Annotated in this window: 22 protein-coding genes and 1 pseudogene; 4 read left to right on the forward strand and 19 right to left on the reverse strand. The window is 69.6% G+C overall.

Going from position 1 to position 19105, the window contains the following annotated elements:
- Positions 1-178: 178 nt before the first annotated feature.
- Together ACLL81_RS15325 and ACLL81_RS15330 are read right to left on the reverse strand one after the other, a co-directional pair.
- Positions 179-1060, reverse strand: a pseudogene (locus ACLL81_RS15325) (NAD(P)/FAD-dependent oxidoreductase); the annotation flags it as partial.
- Positions 1012-1590, reverse strand: a complete 579-nt coding sequence (locus tag ACLL81_RS15330; RefSeq protein WP_411289229.1) for a hypothetical protein — start codon at positions 1588-1590, stop codon at positions 1012-1014. The gene ACLL81_RS15330 and the pseudogene ACLL81_RS15325, both read right to left, overlap by 49 nt.
- A gap of 48 nt (positions 1591-1638) precedes the next feature.
- Here ACLL81_RS15330 and ACLL81_RS15335 point away from each other — a divergent pair, with 48 nt between their 5' ends.
- The gene (locus ACLL81_RS15335; RefSeq protein WP_411289230.1) at positions 1639-1890 is read left to right on the forward strand and encodes a hypothetical protein; all 252 of its coding nucleotides are present in this window, start codon (positions 1639-1641) and stop codon (positions 1888-1890) included.
- 12 nt (positions 1891-1902) lie between these two features.
- Here ACLL81_RS15335 and ACLL81_RS15340 read toward each other — a convergent pair whose 3' ends face one another.
- The 4 genes from ACLL81_RS15340 to sdhC are packed head-to-tail and all read right to left on the reverse strand — an operon-like array spanning position 1903 to position 5284.
- Entirely contained in the window at positions 1903-2685 is a 783-nt protein-coding gene (locus ACLL81_RS15340) for a succinate dehydrogenase iron-sulfur subunit (protein WP_411289231.1), read from the reverse strand.
- Between the two features lie 9 nt (positions 2686-2694).
- On the reverse strand, positions 2695-4482 hold the full coding sequence (sdhA, locus tag ACLL81_RS15345) for a succinate dehydrogenase flavoprotein subunit (protein WP_411289232.1): 1788 nt from the start codon (positions 4480-4482) through the stop codon (positions 2695-2697).
- A gap of 7 nt (positions 4483-4489) precedes the next feature.
- Positions 4490-4876 carry a succinate dehydrogenase, hydrophobic membrane anchor protein gene (sdhD, locus tag ACLL81_RS15350; RefSeq protein WP_411289233.1) on the reverse strand — a complete coding sequence of 129 codons (387 nt, stop codon included), beginning with the start codon at positions 4874-4876 and terminating at the stop codon, positions 4490-4492.
- Complete coding sequence (gene sdhC, locus ACLL81_RS15355; RefSeq protein WP_411289234.1) at positions 4877-5284, reverse strand: succinate dehydrogenase, cytochrome b556 subunit; 408 nt, start codon at positions 5282-5284, stop codon at positions 4877-4879.
- 176 nt (positions 5285-5460) lie between these two features.
- Between sdhC and ACLL81_RS15360 the strand changes: the two genes are divergently transcribed.
- On the forward strand, positions 5461-6342 hold the full coding sequence (locus ACLL81_RS15360; protein ID WP_411289235.1) for a LysR substrate-binding domain-containing protein: 882 nt from the start codon (positions 5461-5463) through the stop codon (positions 6340-6342).
- On the opposite strand, the gene ACLL81_RS15365 is transcribed toward ACLL81_RS15360, so the two are convergent.
- From ACLL81_RS15365 to zapE, 3 genes are read right to left on the reverse strand one after another with little or no spacing between them, the layout of a single operon-like run.
- Positions 6339-7067, reverse strand: coding sequence for a pseudouridine synthase (locus tag ACLL81_RS15365; protein ID WP_411289236.1), 729 nt, complete (start codon positions 7065-7067; stop codon positions 6339-6341). The genes ACLL81_RS15360 and ACLL81_RS15365 overlap by 4 nt on opposite strands.
- A complete protein-coding gene (locus tag ACLL81_RS15370) occupies positions 7064-7981 on the reverse strand; it encodes a class I SAM-dependent methyltransferase (protein WP_411289237.1) in 918 nt (305 codons plus the stop codon). The genes ACLL81_RS15365 and ACLL81_RS15370 overlap by 4 nt, the downstream gene beginning before the upstream one ends.
- A gap of 2 nt (positions 7982-7983) precedes the next feature.
- Positions 7984-9099 (reverse strand): cell division protein ZapE, encoded by a 1116-nt coding sequence (zapE, locus tag ACLL81_RS15375; protein WP_411289238.1) that lies wholly within the window; start codon positions 9097-9099, stop codon positions 7984-7986.
- Positions 9100-9199: 100 nt separating this feature from the next.
- On the opposite strand from zapE, the gene ACLL81_RS15380 reads away from it, so the two are divergent.
- Positions 9200-9514, forward strand: coding sequence for a hypothetical protein (locus tag ACLL81_RS15380; protein ID WP_411289239.1), 315 nt, complete (start codon positions 9200-9202; stop codon positions 9512-9514).
- 6 nt (positions 9515-9520) lie between these two features.
- Here ACLL81_RS15380 and ACLL81_RS15385 read toward each other — a convergent pair whose 3' ends face one another.
- Positions 9521-10366 carry a prephenate dehydratase gene (locus ACLL81_RS15385; RefSeq protein ID WP_411289240.1) on the reverse strand — a complete coding sequence of 282 codons (846 nt, stop codon included), beginning with the start codon at positions 10364-10366 and terminating at the stop codon, positions 9521-9523.
- Positions 10363-11109: a 3-deoxy-manno-octulosonate cytidylyltransferase gene (locus ACLL81_RS15390; RefSeq protein WP_411289241.1), complete on the reverse strand. Its 747-nt coding sequence runs from the start codon at positions 11107-11109 to the stop codon at positions 10363-10365. Before ACLL81_RS15390 ends, ACLL81_RS15385 begins: the two co-directional genes overlap by 4 nt.
- A gap of 124 nt (positions 11110-11233) precedes the next feature.
- Here ACLL81_RS15390 and ACLL81_RS15395 point away from each other — a divergent pair, with 124 nt between their 5' ends.
- A complete protein-coding gene (locus ACLL81_RS15395; protein WP_411289242.1) occupies positions 11234-11983 on the forward strand; it encodes a c-type cytochrome in 750 nt (249 codons plus the stop codon).
- Here the strand turns inward: ACLL81_RS15395 and ACLL81_RS15400 are convergent.
- The 8 genes from ACLL81_RS15400 to ACLL81_RS15435 form a co-directional block, all read right to left on the reverse strand.
- The gene (locus ACLL81_RS15400; RefSeq protein ID WP_411289243.1) at positions 11980-12942 is read right to left on the reverse strand and encodes a hypothetical protein; all 963 of its coding nucleotides are present in this window, start codon (positions 12940-12942) and stop codon (positions 11980-11982) included. The genes ACLL81_RS15395 and ACLL81_RS15400 overlap by 4 nt on opposite strands.
- Positions 12943-13069: 127 nt before the next feature.
- Positions 13070-13903, reverse strand: coding sequence for an NlpC/P60 family protein (locus ACLL81_RS15405; RefSeq protein ID WP_411289244.1), 834 nt, complete (start codon positions 13901-13903; stop codon positions 13070-13072).
- The gene (locus tag ACLL81_RS15410; protein ID WP_411289245.1) at positions 13900-15279 is read right to left on the reverse strand and encodes a leucyl aminopeptidase family protein; all 1380 of its coding nucleotides are present in this window, start codon (positions 15277-15279) and stop codon (positions 13900-13902) included. Before ACLL81_RS15410 ends, ACLL81_RS15405 begins: the two co-directional genes overlap by 4 nt.
- 65 nt (positions 15280-15344) lie before the next feature.
- The gene (locus ACLL81_RS15415) at positions 15345-15857 is read right to left on the reverse strand and encodes a prepilin peptidase (protein WP_411289246.1); all 513 of its coding nucleotides are present in this window, start codon (positions 15855-15857) and stop codon (positions 15345-15347) included.
- 134 nt (positions 15858-15991) lie between these two features.
- On the reverse strand, positions 15992-16156 hold the full coding sequence (locus ACLL81_RS15420; protein ID WP_411289247.1) for a Flp family type IVb pilin: 165 nt from the start codon (positions 16154-16156) through the stop codon (positions 15992-15994).
- Between the two features lie 221 nt (positions 16157-16377).
- A complete protein-coding gene (locus tag ACLL81_RS15425) occupies positions 16378-16542 on the reverse strand; it encodes a Flp family type IVb pilin (protein WP_411289248.1) in 165 nt (54 codons plus the stop codon).
- Between the two features lie 207 nt (positions 16543-16749).
- A complete protein-coding gene (locus ACLL81_RS15430; RefSeq protein WP_411289249.1) occupies positions 16750-17517 on the reverse strand; it encodes an aminotransferase class IV in 768 nt (255 codons plus the stop codon).
- Positions 17514-18932, reverse strand: a complete 1419-nt coding sequence (locus ACLL81_RS15435; protein WP_411289250.1) for an MFS transporter — start codon at positions 18930-18932, stop codon at positions 17514-17516. Before ACLL81_RS15435 ends, ACLL81_RS15430 begins: the two co-directional genes overlap by 4 nt.
- Positions 18933-19105 lie beyond the last annotated feature (173 nt).

The raw sequence follows: 19105 nt of genomic DNA on the forward strand, positions 1-19105 counted from the left end.
TCCCCAATGACGCACTGGCGGTCGCGGCGGGGCTCGACGTCGAGGGCGGCATTCTGGTCGGTCTGGAGGCCCGCACCTCCGATCCCGCCATCTTCGCCATCGGCGACGTGACCCGCCGCCCCATGCCGAAGATGGCGGGATCGGAGGTGCGGGCCTCCAGATCGACCAGGATGCCGCCCTCGACGTCGAGCCCCGCCGCGACCGCCAGTGCGTCATTGGGGATGGCGCCGACGCCGACGACGGCGCTGTCGCAACCGATGGTGCGGCCGTCGGCCAGGGTGACGCCCGCGACGCGGGGACCGAGGCCGACGAAGCCGGTGACGTCGGCGGCCAGTTCGAAGCGGACGCCGCGATCCTGATGGTAGGTCTGGAAGAAGGTCGAGAGGACGTCGCAGGCGACGCGGGCCAGAAGGCGCGGCTCGCGCTCCAGCACCACGACCTCGGCGCCCAGGGCGCGCGCGGAGGCGGCGACCTCCAGCCCGACATAGCCGCCGCCGACGACGGCCAGGGTGCGGCCCTCGCCGAGCTGGGCCTTGATCGCCTCGGCGTCCGCGGCGGTGCGCAGGACGTGCACGCCCACGAGGTCCGCGCCGGGGACGTCGAGCCTCCGGGCCCGTGCTCCAGTGGCCAGGATCAGGTAATCCCAGGCCACGGTCGACCCGTCCGACAGGCCAACGGTCCGGGCCGTCCGGTCGATGCCGGTGACCTCGACCCTGAGGCGAAGATCGATCTCGTGTTCGGCGTAGAAGTCCAGCGGACGCAGGGCGAGGCTGTCGCCCTCCGCCTCGCCCTTGAGCCAGGCCTTGGACAGGGGCGGGCGCTGGTAGGGCGGGATCGGCTCGTCACCGATCAGGACGATCGGGCCTTCATGACCGTACTGGCGCAGGAAGGCGGCCGCTGAACCACCTGCGTGGCCCGCGCCGAGAATCACGACCTTCGCCTTCGGATCGGCCAAAACGCCCTCCCATCGGTGCGGAGAAAATGACGCCCGCGTCATCTTTTTGCAAGGCCCTAGCCTGGATGGCTGACCCAGAACCACACATAAAAGAGCACCCACCATGTCGTGAAGCCCGTCATGAGCCAGCGGGCGCTGATTCGTCCCTCGGCGAGCTTGCGGATGGCGGCGAAGGCGAAGGCGGCGAGCAGGAACCTCGGCAGTCGGATCGGCAGGGCGCCGAGCGCGAAGCCGGGCAGGCTGGCCCCCTTCGACGGCGCGAGCAGAGCGTAGACCTTGTAGGCCGTGCTGGTCACCGGCCCCTTCAGCGCCGCCGCGAACCAGCCCTCGCGGTCCATGTCGACACTCGCGTGCACGATCATGCTGGTCGAGACCGCCGGCACGGCGGCGACGGCCTTGAGTGCGGAGGCCGGATCGCGCGCCGCCCAGCCGTACATCGCCGCCCCGCCGAGCCCCGCGCCGATTGCCGCCAGCAGGCAGGCGACCACGCCGGCCTTGAAGCCATGTTTCAGCGCGACGTAGCCGATCAGCACGTCGGGAACGACAAAGAACAGAAACCCCTCGGCGGCGCCCCAGACGAGGGCGGCGAGGGACCAGTTTCTGATTGTCTTGTCAGACGAATTCGTCTTGGCCATTTTATCTGAGACCCAGCCCTGTGATGGCATCCGTGGCGGACGACAACGATGGATTTCGTGATCGACAAGCTAGACGGGCAGTGCCCGGTGCAAGGAACCGGAGAGGTCCGGGGAAAGCCATTCTATTTCCGGGCCCGGGGCGACACTTGGCGTATCTCCGTCGGAGACGCCGACCATCCTGACTGGTTCCATGAAGAGCCATACGGTGATGGTATCTTCGCCGCCGGCTGGATGACGCATGAAGAAGCCCGGTCGTTCATTGGAACGACATTGAAGCGCTATCTTTCGGAAGTCGCGTAGTCCGAGGACTCCTCAGGCCACCCGCTCCACCATCAGCTTCTTGATCTCGGCGATGGCTTTGGCCGGGTTCAGGCCCTTGGGGCAGACCTGGGCGCAGTTCATGATGGTGTGGCAGCGATAGAGCTTGAAGGGGTCCTCAAGCGCGTCCAGCCGCTCGCCGGTAGCCTCGTCGCGGCTGTCGATGATCCAGCGGTAAGCTTGCAGCAGGGTGGCCGGGCCCAGGTACTTGTCGCCGTTCCACCAGTAGCTGGGGCACGAGGTGGTGCAGCAGGCGCACAGGATGCACTCATAGAGCCCGTCCAGCTTCTCCCGGTCCTGCGGGCTCTGGATCCACTCCTTCTGCGGCTGCGGGGTCTCGGTCTTCAGCCACGGCTGGATCGACGCGTACTGGGCGTAGAACAGGGTCATGTCCGGGACCAGGTCCTTGAGGATCGGCATGGACGGCAGCGGGCTGACCTGCACCTCCTTGCCCCGCTCCTCGGCCCAGCCGTGGATGCAGGCCAAGGTGTTGCGGCCGCCGATGTTCATGGCGCAGGACCCGCAGACCCCTTCGCGGCACGACCGTCGGAACGCCAGCGACGGGTCCTGGGTGGCCTTGATGTGGATCAGCACGTCCAGGACCATCGGGCCGCAGGCGTCCACGTCCACCTCGAAGGTGTCCCACCGCGGGTTCTCGGCGCCCTCCGGGTCGTAGCGGTAGACCTTGAAGGTCTTGGTCCGGGCCGCGCCTTCGGGCGCCGCATGGTGGCGGCCCTTCTGGACCCGGGAGTTCTTCGGCACCGCAAGTTCTACCATAGGTTGTCCTCAGTACACCCGCGCCTTGGGCGGGATATAGGCGATGTCGTTGGTCATGGTGAACTCGTGCACCGGGCGGTAGTCGATCTTCACCTTGCCCGTGGCGTCGTCGAACCAGGCGAGCGAGTGTCTCATCCAGGTCTTGTCGTCGCGGTCGGCGAAGTCCTCGCGGGCGTGGGCGCCGCGGCTCTCGGTGCGGTTGGCCGCGCTGGCCACCGTCACCACCGCCTGGCCGATCAGGTTGTCGAGCTCCAGGGTCTCCATCAGGTCGGTGTTCCAGACCATGCCGCGGTCGGAGACCTTCAGGTCGGCGCGCCTGGCCTGGATGGCGCCCATGCGCTTGACGCCCGCGGTCAGGGTCTCGCCGGTGCGGAACACCGCCGCGTCGTCCTGCATGGCCCGCTGCATATCGAGCCGCAGCGCCGCGGTGGGGGTGGCGCCGCCGGCGTGCCGCAGCCGGTCGAAGCGGGCGATCTGGGCCTCGGTGTGATGCGGCTTCAGGTCCGGCTGCTTGGCCCCGGCCTTGATGGTGTCGGCGCAACGCAGCGCCGCGGAGCGTCCGAACACCACCAGGTCGATCAGCGAGTTGGAGCCCAGCCGGTTGGCGCCGTGGACGCTGACGCAGGCCGCCTCGCCGACCGCCATCAGGCCGGGGACCACATGGTCGGGGTTCTTGCCCGCCTTGGTGACCACCTCGGAATAGAAGTTCGTGGGGATGCCGCCCATATTGTAATGCACCGTGGGCAGCACCGGGATCGGCTCCTTGGTGACGTCCACGCCGGCGAAAATCTTGGCGCTTTCCGAGATGCCGGGCAGGCGCTCGGCCAGGATCTTCGGGTCCAGGTGGTCCAGGTGCAGGAAGATGTGGTCCTTGTTCGGACCCACGCCGCGCCCCTCGCGGATCTCGATGGTCATGGCCCGGCTGACCATGTCGCGGGGCGCCAGGTCCTTCACGGTGGGCGCATAGCGCTCCATGAACCGCTCGCCCTCGGAGTTGGTCAGATAGCCGCCCTCGCCCCGGGCGCCCTCGGTGATCAGGCAGCCGGCGCCATAGATGCCGGTGGGGTGGAACTGCACGAACTCCATGTCCTGCAGGGGAAGGCCGGCGCGCAGCACCATGCCGTTGCCGTCGCCGGTGCAGGTGTGGGCGGAGGTGCAGGAGAAGTAGGCGCGGCCATAGCCGCCGGTGGCCAGGATCACCTGCTGGGCCTGGAACCGGTGCAGGGTGCCGTCGTCCAGCTTCCAGGCGGTGACCCCACGGCAGACGCCCTCATCCATGATCAGGTCGAGAGCGAAGTACTCGATGAAGAACTCCGTCGCGTGGGCCAGGCTCTGGCCGTACATGGTGTGCAGCATGGCGTGTCCGGTGCGGTCGGCCGCCGCGCAGGTGCGCTGGATCGGCGCCTCGCCGTAGTTGCGGGTCATGCCGCCGAAGGCCCGCTGGTAGATCTTGCCCTCGTCGGTGCGCGAGAACGGCACGCCCCAGTGCTCCAGCTCGTAGACCGCTGCGGGCGCATTGCGACACAGGTACTCAATGGCGTCCTGGTCGCCTAGCCAGTCCGACCCCTTGACGGTGTCGTACATGTGCCAGCGCCAGTCATCCTCGCCCATGTTGCCCAGGCTGGCGGAGATGCCGCCCTGGGCCGCCACGGTGTGCGAGCGGGTGGGGAAGACCTTGGTGATGCAGGCGGTCTTCAGCCCCGCCTGAGCGCAGCCCAGGGCAGCGCGCAGGCCCGAGCCCCCCGCGCCCACCACCACCACGTCGAACTTGTGGTCGATGAATTGGTAAGTCGCCATGGTTCGTTCAAGCGCCTTGCAGCGCGACCTTCAGAATGGAGAAGACGGCGAGCGCTCCGAAGAGGCCGCAGACGAAGAGATTGATGAGCAGCAGCGCCACCTTGCTGAGGGCGATGTGAATGTAGTCCTCCACCACCACTCGCAGGCCTGAGTGCATGTGCAGGAAGCTGATGGTGATGGTCAGCACCATGAGGGTGGCGTTGAGCGGCTGGCTGATCCAGGTCACCGCGCCGTAGTAGTCGGTGGCGGCCAGGCGAAGCGCGCCGAACACGCCCCACAGCACCAGGGGGACCAGGGCGATGGCGCTGAGCCGCTCGCTGATCCATTGGCCGACGCCATGCTTGGCCGAGCCCAGGCCCCGGGCCCGCGACAGGGGCGTGCGATAGCTGACCATCTACAGCGCTCCCGTCATGCCGGCGATCAGCCAGATCGCCAGGGTGGCCGCCGCGGTGAACGCGAAGACGGCGATGGAGCTGGCGTTGGCCGAGCGCAGGTCCAGCCCGTGGCCGGCGTCCCACACGATGTGCCGGACGCCGTTGGCCAAGTGATAGAACACCGCGACCGTCATCCCAAACATGACGAGCTTGCCGAGCGGCGAGCCGAGCAGCGCCTTGTACTGGCCGTAGGCTTCGGGGCCGCTGGCCAGCGCGATGGCCCAGCCGGCGACGATTAGGGCGCCGCCATAGAGCGCCGCCCCGGTGGCCCGGTGCAGGATCGAGGTCAGCATGGTGATGTGCCAGCGCCACACCGTCAGGTGGGGCGACTTGGGCCGTTCGCGAAGACCGGTGGGAGCGTCCGTCATGAGCAACCTTCGAGCCCTGCCAAGCGCCTGAGGCGCGCCTTCTTCTAAGCCGCGGCCCAAGAGTGTCAACGAAGGGCTGTCGGACGTCCGATGCCTTCGCTGGCGCCGAAGCATCCTCCATTTCTGCTGCCGCGCAATGCGTCTTTGCTGTAGTCTTCCTTCGCGGGAGGCGAAGGATGCGCTTCGATCTGATCGACCTGAAACTCTACTGCGACGTGGTCGACGCCGGCGCGATTACCGCCGGCGCACAGCGCAGCGCCCTGGCCCTCGCCGCCGCCTCCACGCGCATCCGCAAGATGGAGGACACCCTGGGCGCGGCGCTCCTCACCCGGTCCCGCCAGGGAGTCACGCCGACGCCTGCCGGCCGCATGTTGCTGAAGCATGCGCGCACCATCCTGGCACAGGGCGCCCTGCTGCGCGAAGACCTGGGCGCCTACGCCGGCGGGGTGTCCGGCGAGGTGCGTCTGCTGGCCAACACCAATGCGCTCACCGAATTCCTGCCCGAGGCGCTGAGCCAGTTCCTGGCCGCCCACCCGCACGTCAGCGTCGACCTAGAGGAGCGCCTCTCCGACGAGATCGTCGGCCTGATCGCCGAGGGGGTCGGCGACATCGGGATCGTCGCCGGCACGGTAGAGATGGGCGCCCTGCAGACCTACCCCTTCCGCACCGACCGTTTCGTGGTGGTCACCACCGCTGGCCACGACCTGGCGAAGACCGGGCGCGTGGCCTTCGCCGACGTGCTGGCCTGGGACTTCGTGGGGCTCGACCGGGCCAGCTCCCTGCAGCGATTCCTGGCCGGCAAGGCGGCACGGGAGGGCAAGCCACTGAAGCTGAGGGTGCAGCTTCGCAGCTTCGACGCCGTCTGCCGGCTGGTGGAGTGCGGGGTGGGGGTAGGCGTGGTGCCGCAGACCACCGCACGGCGCGCCGCCAAGACCATGGCGCTGGGGATCGTCGACCTCACCGACGACTGGGCGCTGCGCGACCTGACCATCGTCATCCGCTCGCTGGACGAGTTGCGCCCCTACGCCCGCGAGCTGGTTGAGAGCCTGCGGGCCTAGGTGAACACCGCGGCCACGTCGGCCGGTCCCATCAGCCGCCAGGCGCCGGGCACAAGATCCTGCGGCAGGTCCAGCCCGCCGATCCGGTCGCGGTGGAGAGCTTCCACGTGGTTGCCCACGGCGGCGAACATCCTGCGCACCTGGTGATAGCGCCCCTCGGTTATGGTCAGCCGGGCCGAGGTCGGCGACAGGGGCTCCAGCACCGCCGGGGCCAGAGGCTTGTCGTCGCCCTCCAGCAGCAGGTCCCCAGCCGCGAACCGGGCGGCTTCCTCCCCCGCAAGGGGCCGGGCGAGGGTCGCGAGGTAGCGCTTGGCCACATGGCGCCGCGGCGAGATAATCCTGTGCAGCAGATCGCCGTCGTCGGTCATCAGCAGCAAGCCGGAGGTGTCCTTGTCCAGCCGCCCGACGGTGGAGATCGCCGGGTCGCGCTGGCGCCAGCGGCCGGGCAGCAGCTCATAGACCAGGGCCCCGGCCTCCTTGTGCGAACAGGTGACCCCCAGGGGCTTGTGCAGCATCAGGGCCATTCCCGGCATTGGGTCCAGCGGCGCGCCCTCCACCCGCATGCGTGCGGACAGCTCCGGAACCGCCGGCAGCCGCACGTCGGCCTTGGCCACCGGCGCGCCATCCAGCGTCACGACGCCCGCCCGCACCAGCTGCTGCATCTCCCGGCGGGAGCCGTAGCCCAGGTTGGCCAGCAGCCGGTCGAGGCGGACCGCGCCGCTCACCGCCTGGCCTCGAAGACCTTGAAGCCGCCGACCTCGCCCTTGAGCGCTACACCGGCGAACAGCGGGGTCAGCACGCCCTCGTAGGGCAGGTGCCGGTTGGCCACCAGCCACAGCCGGCCGCCCTTGCGCAGCCCCTGGTGGGCGCGGCGGATTAACCCCTGGCCCAGCGCCCGGTCCTCCGCCCCGCCGTCATGGAACGGCGGGTTCATCACCACGAAGTCGAGGCCCGCGAGGTCCGGCGCGATGCGGGCGTCGGCCCAGTGGAACGCGGCACGGGGATCGTCCACGTTGCGCCGCGCCGCCTCGACCGCGCGCCGGTCGATGTCCACGAGGTCGAGGTGGGTCACCGCGGGACTGGCCAGCACCGCGTGCGCCAGGAGCCCTGTCCCGCAGCCCAGGTCTGCGCCGCGTCCGGCCAGCGACGGCAGGACGGAGATCAACAGCCGGCTGCCCGGGTCGATGCGGTCCCAGCTAAACAGGCCGGGCTGGGTCCAGAGGCCCAGATTCTCGGCCAGCTGTGGGGCGCCGGCGGCCAGCGCCGCGTCCACCGCCAGCAACGGTTCGGGCCGCAGGGTGTGGCAGATGCGCTGGTGGCGGCGGCCAATCTCGTCCACCATACAGCCGAAGGCCTGCAGCTCCTTGCGTAGCCGCGAACCGCCCTTGTCCTTGGGCGCCAGCACGGTGAGCGGCGCGCCCGGCTGCAGGGCGCGCAGGCCCAGCGCCAAGACATAGCGGCGCTCGATCGTCCCCGGCGGGGCAGCCATGGTCATGCCGGCGAGGCTGGCGGGCGCCACGTCCTCCAGCGCCACGGCGCCCGGGACCAGGGGCGAGACCTGTACGGACCCCGCGAGCGCGCCCGCCAAATCCTGCGGTGGCGCGCCATAGACGCAACTACTGGGGGCGGTGGCGGCCATGCCTAGCTGCGCTCCGCCAGCCAGTCGGCGGAGCGCATCTCTTGCAGCCGCGAGGCCGTGCGTTCGAACTCGAAGGCCCCGTCCCCGGCCGGATAGAGCTGGGCGGGCTCGGCTTGCGCCAGCACCACCAGTCGGGTCCTGGCCTCGTAAAGGGCGTCGATCAGGATCACCAGGCGCCGGGCCTCCTCGCGCCGGTTGGAGGTGAGCTTGGGCACGTCCTCAAGGAAGACCGTGTGGAAGCGTTGCGCCAGGGCCACGTAATCGTTGGGGCCGAGCGCCACCGAGCAAAGGCTGGCGAAACTGGCGCGCACCAGACCGCCGGAAGCGTGCGGCAGGGTCACCTTGCGGCCCAGGACCTCCAGGTTCGCGCCGGTCTCCTCCTCCGCCCCCAGCAGGCCACGCCACAGGACGTCGAAGCTCCGTTGGTTGTCCGGGTCGTCGGGGGCGAACCAGGTGCCGGCGGCGCGCAGGCGGTCCAGCCGGTAGTCGTGGCCGCCCGCCACCTCGACCACCTCCGCCTGGGTCTTCAGTAGCGAGATGAAGGGCAGGAAGAGCTGACGGTTGATGCCGTCGGTGTAGAGCTGGTCCGGATGGCGGTTCGACGTGGCCACCAGCGTCACCCCGCGGCCGAACAGCGCCTCGAACAGCCGGCCCAGGATCATCGCGTCGGCGATGTCGGTCACCTGAAACTCGTCGAAACAGAGCAGCCGCGCCTGGTCGGCCATCACCTCGGCGACCGGTGCAATCGGATCGTCGCCTTTGTGCTGACCAAAGCGGGCCTTGCGCGCGGCGTCGTCACCCTTGCGCCAGGCGTCGATCAGCCGGTGGATCTCGCCCATGAACACGTGGAAGTGGGTGCGCCGCTTCTTCTCCACCGGCGAGGCTTCGAAGAACAGGTCCATGAGCATGGACTTGCCCCGCCCCACCGGCCCCCAGAGATAGACCCCGCGCTGCGCCTCGGGCTTGCGGAACAGCCCTGCCAGCCGGCCGGGCGCGCCGCCGTCCAGTTCGCCCTCCAGGCGAAGGAGGGCGCGTAGCCCCTCGCCTTGCGCCGCATCGGGCGAGAGGTCGCCAGAGGCGAGGCGCGCGTCATAGGCGGCTTGCAGGGGGGACGGCATCGGCCTCCGCCTAACGCGGCTGGCGGGCGATCACAACGGGCGAGCCTGGAACAGGTGTGGCGCGGACGGGTTGACCCTAGGCACAGAATAGGAGCCTCCCGTGGCCGACGAAGACCGCACCTTCGATCCAAACCAGGCTGAGACCAACCGCACCCGCCAGCAGGGAAACGGGCTGGGACAGCGCGAGATGGACCTCCCGGGCGACCCGACCCGCGACCATCAAGCACCGCTGGCGATTGACGCCGCCAAGCTCGGCGAAGGTGACAACGCGGAGGCCGACTGGAGCGAATCCGCCGACGAGGGCGCGGTGCACGGCTCGAACCACACCACGCGCGCCGAGCGTGGCGACGGCGACCAGGGTCAGGGCCCAAAGACCCGCCAGCTCAACAAAGACACCATCAGCCGGCGCAGCTAGGCGGGCCTACCCTCGCGTGCGGAACGGATCGGCCGGATACACGCCCAACACCTCGAACCGCTCGGAGAAGAAGCCCAACTCCTCGAAGGCTAGAGCCAGGCCGCGGTCCTCGGGGCGACCGTCCACCTCGGCGTAGAAAAAGGTCGCCGTCCAGGCGCCGTCCTCCTGGTAGCTCTCCAACTTGGTCATGTTGACCCCGTTGGTGGCGAAACCGCCGAGCGCCTTGTAAAGCGCCGCCGGCAGGTTGCGGACCCGGAAAATGAAGCTGGTGATGCACGGCGCGGTGAAGGGCGGCGGCTGCGGCTGCTTGTCCGCCGTCATCACTAGAAAGCGCGTGGTGTTGTGGTGCTCGTCCTCAATGTCTCGGGCCAGGATCTCCAGGCCGTAGATTTCCGCCGCTAGCGCCGGCGAGATCGCCGCCCGGGTCGGATCGGGGTTCTGGGCTAGCATCCGCGCGGCGCCGGCGGTGTCGCCCACCGCCTCGGTCTTCAGCTTCAGCCGGCGAATAGTCTTGCGGCATTGGCCCAGCGCAATGGCCATGGACGACGCCGTCCGCACATCCTCCAGCTTCACGCCGGGATTGGCCATCAGCTGGAAGTGGATCGGCTTGAACTTCTCGGCCAGAATCTTCAGGCCCGAGGAGGGCAGCAGGTGGTGCACGTCGGCCACCCGCCCGGCGATGGAGTTCTCCACCGGAATCATGCCCAGCTGGCAGTCGGCAGTCTTCACCGCTTCGAACGCCTCTTCGAAGGTGGCGTGCGGGACCGGCTGATGGTCCGGGAAATAGGTGGAGCAGGCCTCGTGGCTGTTGGCCCCGAGTTCGCCCTGGAAGGCGATCCGTCGCGTGCTCATCCGATGGTCCCCAAAGTTCTTGCGTGCGCCCGCGCCATCTCAAGATCGGCGGGGGTATCGACGGAGATCGGCGCCGCATCGGCCACCGCCGCCCAGATCGAAAGGCCCAGCTCCAGGGCGCGGAGCTGCTCCAGACTTTCGCGCCGCTCCAGGGCGGAGGGCGGCGTCGCGTTGAACCGCTCCAACGCCGCGCGCCGGTAGCCGTAGATGCCGACGTGGCGCCACACTGCGCCGTCTCCATGAAGCGTCGAGCGGGTGAAGTAGAGGGCGCGGCCGCTTTGGCCGTCCGGCTGCAGCGCCAGCACCGCCTTGACCACGTCCGGATTGCTGCGGTCGGCGAGAGTGCTTTCCGGCGCCACCACCGTGGCGATGTCGCAGGACGCCTCGCATTCCAGAAGATCGGCGCAGGCGGCCAGCACCGCGGGCGCCACGAACGGCATGTCGCCCTGCAGGTTGATGACCACGTCGTGGTGGCCGGAGGGGTCCAGCTCGGCCAGGGCCGCCAGGATCCGGTCGGAACCCGACGGCAGCGATGGATCGGTCAGGATAGCGCGCCCGCCGGCCGCCTCGACGGCCTCGACGATGGCCGCATCGCCCGCCGCCACCGCCACCGGACCGGCTCCCGCGGCCTCAGCCTGGCGCAGCACGCGGACGATCATCGGCACGCCTTCGATGTCCGCCAGGGGCTTGCCCGGCAGGCGGCTCGCGGCCAGGCGCGCGGGGATCAGGATGATGGGGTTCATGTTGTGCTTGGGCGGTTGCGCCCGCGCCGGTAGCGTGTAAGAGAGCCGGGCGCAATAAGGGGCGGGATTCCCGCGGTTTCGCCGGCCCTTTCCGCCGGCTGTGAAGAGGGCCGATTTCGAGACTATGAGCGACCTCACCTTCAACAAGGTCGCCGGCGCGGTGCTGGCGACAGGTCTGGCCATCGTGGGCCTGCGCGAGCTCTCCGCAGGCGTCTTCGCCCCTCCTGAAATCGAGAAGCCCGGCTACCTCGTCGAAGTGGCCGAGGCAGCCGACGCCGGCGGCGCGGCCGTCGAGGCGCCCATCGACTGGGGAACGGTGCTGCCCACCGCCGATGTCGCGGCCGGCGAGGCCGTGTTCGCCAAGTGCAAGTCCTGCCATGTGGTCGACCAAGGCGGCGCCAACGGCACCGGCCCGGGCCTGTTCGGCGTGGTCGGCGCCAAGCCCGGCGCGCACCCCGGCTTCGGCTATTCCTCCGGCATGGCCGACTTCGCGGGCAAGACCCCGGTCTGGACCTACGAGCAGCTCAACATCTTCATCAAGGCGCCGCAGAAGACTATCGGCGGCACCAAGATGACCTTCGTCGGCCTGAAGAAGCCGGAAGACCGCATCAACGTGATCGCCTATCTGCGCTCGAAGGGCGGCTCCCTGCCGGTCCCGGCGCCGGATCCGGCCGTGGCCGCGCAGTCGTCGGAAGGCGGCGTCCCGGCGCCTTCCGGTCCCGACGCGGGCCAAGCGGCGCCTGGCGCGGCCGAAGCCGGTAAGCCCACAGCCACCGGCTCCACTGCGGCTCCGGCTGTCGGCGCCGGCGGCCCCACCGGCCAGGGTCCCGGCGCCTCGGCCGAGGTCAAGTCCAAGACCGCCAACCCTAACTAGCGGCCTGCCGTCCCCTCGACCGCCGCGTAGGCTGCCTGGGCCGCCGGCAGGACGTGGCTGGCCAGCATTTCGCCCGGCCGGACGTCGTCGTCCACGAAAACCACTTCCAGCACGTCGTTGTCGCCGACCGCCGCGCCCAGCGGCGCCTTGAAGCGCCGGCGGCTGATCTCCGGATAGAGGCCCACGCCGCGCAGGACGAACAGCTGCGTCTCCACCCCGCCCGCGCGCTTGCGCACCACCAGGTTGCCGAACAGAGAGCTGGCGCCCAGCCGGACCAGGTCGAAGGCCAGCACCGGCCCCTCGCCCCCCGCCGGCGACCGGCGAACCTGCGCGTTCTCGATGGCGGCGCGGGCGTCGGTGGCTTCGGGGCGGACGATCACCGGGATGCTAAAGGCCCACAGGGCCTTGAGCTGAACCGGTTCGCCTGTGTGGCCGGCCGCCGCCGCGTCGGCGCTCAGCCCCACCTCGGCTGGCGGCATGGCGGACACCGTCAAATGGGTGCGGAACTCGCCGGCGACCGCGGCTTCGTCGCCCGTGAGACTGATCCGCAGGGTGGCGCCTTCCCCCGGCCCCAGGGCCAGGCGGCGGGGCGACACCGCGATCATGGCGCGGGCCGACCGCACCCGCGCGGCGATCTCCCCCAGAGCCGGCGACTGCCGGGCCTCGTCCACCGACACGATCAGCCCGTCGGGACCCATCATCCGGTCCACCAGGGTCACGTCGAAGGTGGCCGCCGGGCCGCCGTTGTGGACATAGACGGTGGCCGAGCGCCTGGGCCCCACGAAGGTGAGCCGCTTGGGCGATAGGCTGAGCCGGGCGCCCACATCGGTGATCACCACTCCCGCGTCAGGATCGGAGCCGGCGGGCTGTGCGGCGCAAGGCCAGGCGATGGCCAGGGCGGCGAGCGCCAGGAGCGTCGCCGTCCGGCTGCGGGCTCGGCCTTCGAGCGCCTTTGACATGATGATCTCACGCGTACTGTGGTGATCCTGAGCGCAACCCTGGAGTTGCATTATCCGGACCTGAAGTCCCTACAGGTTGTGACCATGCGCTGCCGCCGACGCGCATGCAACCCCGCGAAGGCCTCGCTCAGAGCCGGCGGAACGCCGTCGGTACGCCGGCCCCGGCGGCGTCCATGCGGGCTGTCGCGGTGGCCAGCGGCTCGATCACGGTGGCCATGTGGTGGCCGTTGGCGTGGACGATGCGCCCCTCGCCGCAGCTGATCGCCACGTGGCCCTTCCAGAACACCAGATCACCGCGGCCGAACTCAGCGGGGGCGATCTCCCGGCCCAGGGCTTCCTGTTGGTCTGCGTCGCGGGGACAGGCCAGGCCGCAGGCCATCAGCGCCTGCTGCACCAAGCCCGAGCAGTCGACTCCCAGGCTCTCGCGACCGCCCCACAGATAGGGCGCGCCCAGGAACTGCTCGGCGACGGCGACCGGGTCGGTCTCGAACATTCCAATAGCCGCCAGGTGGTCTGTGGTCGCCCAGCCGGAGCCGGCCAGCTTGCTCAGCCGACCATCCACCGCCTCGACACTCACCAGGGCGTTGATCGAGAAGGGGCCCAGCGCCCGCGACTTGATGCTGGATTCGGCGAAGGCGTAGGTGCGGATCGCAGCGATCCGGTGGGTCGGCGCAGGTCCCGGACGAGCCAGGGCGGCGGCCTCCACGAACCCCACATAACCATCGCGGCGGGCCTGGCCAAACCGGAAGGCGCCCTCCTCCTCCAGCACCGCGAAGGGCTCGCCGAACAGCAGTTGGTCCATCTGTTCGGCGCCGGCGTCAGGGGCGGCGCGGATCGCCGCCGCCGGGACCGCGCAGACCATTGCCTTGGGGTCGAGGTAGACCTCGGCCGGGGCCACGCCCTCCAGCTCGCGCGCCGCGATGCCGTCACGCAGCAGGGTGACCCGGGGGTCGAAGCTCAAGCGAAGCGCTCGGCGATCATGCGGTAAAGGCCGCGGATCGCCTGGGCCTCACCGCCTACGGGATGACCGGGCCGCCCCTTCGGGTTCCAGGCGTAGATGTCGAAGTGCGCCCAGGGGCCAGGCGGGGCGAACCGCTGCAGGAACAGCGCCGCGGTGATCGAGCCCGCCTGCGCCCAGGCGTCAGGGTCGTTCTTGATCTCGGCAACATCGGAATCGAGCGCCTCGGCATAGGGCTTCCACAGCGGCATCCGCCACACGGGGTCGCCGACTGCCTGGGCGGCGGCCTCGATGGCTCCGGCGAGCCCGTCGTCGTCAGTGTAGAAGGGCGGCAGCTGCGGCCCCAGCGCCACGCGGGCGGCGCCGGTCAGGGTCGCCAGGTCGAGGGTCAGCGCTGGCTCCAGCTCTGCGGCCCGGGTTAGCGCGTCGGCCAGGATCAACCGGCCCTCGGCGTCGGTGTTGCCGACCTCGATGCTGATCCCCTTGCGCGAGGCCAGCACGTCCCCCGGCCGCATGGCGTCGCCAGAGATGGCGTTCTCCACTGCCGGGATCAGCACAGCCAGCCGAACCGGCAGGCCCGCGGCCATGATCATGCGCCCCAGCGCCAGGGCGTGCGCCGCCCCGCCCATGTCCTTCTTCATCAGCCGCATCCCGGCCGAGGGCTTGATATCGAGGCCGCCGGTGTCGAACACAACGCCCTTGCCGATGAGGGCCACCAGAGGCCTGTCCGCCTGGCCCCAGGCGATTTCGATCATCCGCGGACCGCGTTCGACAGTGGCTGCGCGGCCCACGGCGTGGACCGCCGGGTAGTTGGCCTCCAGCAGGCCGTCCGCGGCGATCACGGTGATCTCGGCGCCGTACTGTTCGGCGATCTCGCGCGCGATGGTCTCGATCTGCAGGGGGCCCATGTCGTTGGACGGTGTGTTGATCATGTCGCGCGCGAGCGCGCAGGCGTGGGCCACGGCGCGCACCTCGCTGACATCGACGCCCTCGGCGACGAGCCTCGGCCGCTCCGCCCCGTGGGTTTTGTAGCGGTCGAACTTGTAGCTCCCGAGCGCGAAGGCCAGCGCGATCTGGTCGGCGGCCAGTCCTGCCGGGGCCTGAGCGATGCAATAGGTCCCGGCCGGAAGCTTCGCCGGGAGGGCGCGGAAGGCCATGGCCTCGGCGGCGGCGCCCAAGCCGAACAGCACACGCTCTACGCCGCCCTCGGCGTTGGGGGCGACCAGCACCTGCCCGGGCTTGCCCTTGAACTCGGCGGTCTTGGCGAAGGCCTTCAGGAAGGCCGGGCCGTCGTCCAGGAAGGCCGGGGTCCCGGCCTCGGTGAGCGCGTGGACCGGGACGGCGGCGCCATCCGACGCATCGAGGATCAATTCAGACATGGCGGGCCCGCGAATGAGGGGTTTCGGGCCTACCCTCTGTCGCAACTGGGTCGGCGGGGCAAGGATCAGCCGAGCAGGGCGGCGAACGGCGTCTTCGGGAAGGCGGCCAGGGCGCCGATGGCGATGGCCACACCATAGGGTACGTTCTCGCCCGGCTCCGACAGCCGGGCGAACCAGGCGGGTCCGGCCGGCATATAGGCGCGCAGCCAGCCCGAGCGCAGGATCAGCAGCAAGGTCGCCAGGGCTCCGCCGGCGATGCCGGTCACCGCCAGGTAGCTGGTCGCCGCCGGCCACCCCAGCCACAGGCCCGCCGCGGCGAACAGCTTGGCGTCCCCGCCGCCGATCCAGCCTGCGGCGAACATGCCCATACCCACCACCAGGGCGATCAGGCCCACGCCCAGGTGCGCGCCGGCCATGGGGAGCGAGAGGCCCGCCACCAGCGCGGCCGGCACGAAGGCAGCCGCCAGGGCCAGGGAGATCCAGTTGGAAATGGTGTAGCTCACCACGTCGCGCAGGGCGGCCAGGATCACCAAGGCTGGAAAGACCAGGATGAAGGCGGTCTGGACGTGCTCAAGCATGGACTGTCTCCGATCCGCCGATCATGGCCCCGCACGGATAAACGGAGCGTTGCCACACCGGTGGAAATGAAAAGGCCCCCGACGCTTGCGCGCGGGGGCCCTTCCGGGGCTCGCTCTGGAGAGCGGGTGGTCGCTTAGGGCAGCTTGGCGCTGACCGAGTCGAAGGTGCCGCTGAGCTTGCCGCCCATGGCGGTGAGCGCGGTCACCAGCACCACGGCCACCAGCGCGGCGATCAGGCCGTACTCGATGGCGGTGGCGCCGGATTCGTCCTTGAGAAAGCGCGCGACGAAATTGGACATGGGCCGATCTCCTGACGTTTCAAGCAGTCGTTGGAAGATATCCGGGTCTTATCTTCTTCGTCTGTTTGGAGGGATATATTGCGGCAACACGCTTAAACTCCAGTAAACACCAACGAATTCTCCTAGGCTCTATGGTTCACGGAAATTCGTGATAGAAAAGAAGAGCCCCCCGGCAGCGCGCCGGGGGGCTTTGCAGAGGCTCCGGCCTTGCGGCCAGGGCTTTAAGGAAGCTTGCTGGAGACCGTGTTGAAGGTGCCGGTGAGCTTGGTGCCCATGGCGGTCAGCGCGGTGACCAGGACCACGGCCACAAGAGCGGCGATCAAGCCGTACTCGATGGCGGTGGCGCCGGATTCGTCCTTCAGGAAGCGGGTGATGAACTTCGACATGGGTATCTCCTTGTCACTGACGAGCAGTCGGTTGGGGACCTCAAGTGATCCGCCTGCTCGTCCCGAATGCACCCTGAAAATGCAGCATCGCGCTTAATTGGCAGTAAACAGAATAGTATTCGTCATATTTTTTCTTTGGTTTACTGATGTTCACTCTTTATATCTGTTAGGCATACATCGGGGTGCTGCCGGAATTTCCCAATGGAATCAGGACAAGCTTTCGACGAGGGCCGCCGCCTGCCCGCCCGGGCCCACCGGCCGGCCATCCAGCGTCTCGGCCCAGCGCGCGCCCGCCAGGCTGCTGGTCAGGAATATCCCTTCGGCCCCGGCCAAGGCTTCGGGCCCGACGCGGACCTCCTGCACGGGTCGGCCCATCGTCGCTGCGGCCTCCAGCAGGCGGGCCCGCGCCGTGCCGGCCAGGACGCCGCAGTCCAGCGCCGGGGTGAATAGCTGCGCCTCGGTCACCCAGAAGACGTTGGCCGCCGCCGCGCAGGCCACTTGGCCCCTGGTGTTGAGCATCAGGGCCTCGTCGCCCCCCGCGGCCACCGCCTCCGCCCGGGCCAGAATGTTGTCCAGATAGGACAGCGTCTTCAGCCGCGACGCCGGCGAGCGGTCGTTGCGGCGCACCGTGGCGGTAATCAGGCGGGCCGGTCCCGCGGAGAGGGGCGCCGCCGCCGCCGTGGCCACCAGCGTGGGACTGAGCACCGCGGGCCGCTCCAGGCCCCGGCCGCCCGGACCGGCGCTGAGGGTAAGGCGCACCGCCGCCCGCACCTTGGTCACCCCGGCTTCCGCCAGCGCCGCCGTCATCAGCCGCTCCGCCGCGCCGCGGCCAGGCGCCGGCAGGCCCAGCACCGCGCAGCCGGCGGTCATCCGCTCCAGGTGAGCGTCCAGCCAGCGCAGGGCGCCGGCTTCGGCTAGGACCGTCTCGAACAGTCCGTCGCCCAGGGTGAAGCCGCGGTCGTCGGGCCCGATCACGAGACCTGCCGGCCGCCGCCGCGCACGAACGAGAGACCGATCAGGCCCAGCAGCAGCAGGATCACGATCATCGCCACGCCGCCCTGCTGGGTCTTGGTCACCGAGGTGCCGATATTGACCAGCATCGGCCCGAGCCAGCTGGTCGCCACACCGGAGAGCGCATAGACGCCGAAGAAGGCCCCGGTCTGGTGGGGCGGAGTCAGCCTCGTCAGCATGGTGCGGCTGGAGGCGTACTGCGCCGGCACAAAAATGGCGTTGAGGCATCCGATCGCCAGGAACACCAAGTCAGGCAGGGTGCGGAACACCGGGCCGTCCCAGATAGGTCCGTGCGCGGCCGCGTCGTGCGGCCAGAAGAACAGCACCCGGTCGGCGGCCATGCCGAGCATGGCGACGACACCCACGGTGGTCATCAGGATCTCCACCCGAAGCGCGGCCTTCGGGCCCAGCCAGGCGTCCAGCCAGCGGCCGGTGAAGCCGCCCACCACAGCGACCATGGACAGCACGATGCCGAACGCCAGCAGCTCTAGCGCGCCCCAGCCCATGACGCCGGCCGCATAGACGCCGATGTAGATCAGCACCGCGTTCATCCCATCGACGAAGAACATCCGCGAAACCAGATAGACCGCCGCGTCCTTGTAGCGGCCCACAGTCCTCAGCATGGCCACTAGGTCGCGGGCGCCGTCGGAGAAGGCGCGGGCCCAGGTGGCGCCGGTCTTCTGCGCGTCGGGCGTGAACAGGAAGAGCGGCAGGGCGCCCAGCGCCAGCAGGCCCGCCGACAGGAGCGCGACGACGCGCTCCGGCTCGTGCTTTGCGGGATCAAGGCTGAACAGCGGCGCGCTGGGCACCCAGGCCCAGGGCACGTTTCCCGGCAGAGCGAAGGCCCAGGCGGTGAACCCCAGGGCGAACACCGAGAACAGGTTGCCAAGCGCCAGGGCCAGGCCGGACGCCTTGTGCGCGGCTCGCAGCCCGGCGGCGCGCACCAGCAGCGAGTTGTGCAGCACGTCGGTGTAGGTGAAGAGCACATTGACCGTCATGGCGATGGCCATGGTCATGGCCAGCGAAAGGCCGCTGCCGTCGGGCTTCGCCCACCAAAGCGCCGCGATCAGCGGGATCATCAGGCCGACGATCAGAGCCAGCCAGGGCTTGCGGTGGCCGACCTTGTCGATGGCCGACCCCAGGAACGGGGCGGTCAACATCACTGCCCAGCCGGCGTACTGTTGCCACCGGGAAATCACCTCCTGGCCGCGCACCGGATCGCCCACCATCACCGAGGCGACGTAGGGCATGAAGATGTAGATGGTGATCAGGATGACGAAGGGGTCGCGGCCGCCTTCGAAGATCGCCCAGGAATAGCCGCCCCGGTTCAACCCGCCGTCGCCGCCGGGGTCGACCTCCGCGGTCGTGGAATGCGTCACGGCGTTGTCCCCCGCGCCGTTCTGCCGACGGCGGTCGGCTTCACCGTAGCCGGCGCCGCGCCGTTGTCGACTAGGCGGCGAGACGGCGGTCGGCGGCGGCCAGGGCCGCGGCGGCGGCCGTCTTGAAGCCCTGCGCCGCCAGGGCCCCGCAGAGGGCAGTGAGGCAGAGCCGC

The organism is Phenylobacterium sp., assembly GCF_046590535.1.
GTDB lineage: Bacteria > Pseudomonadota > Alphaproteobacteria > Caulobacterales > Caulobacteraceae > Phenylobacterium.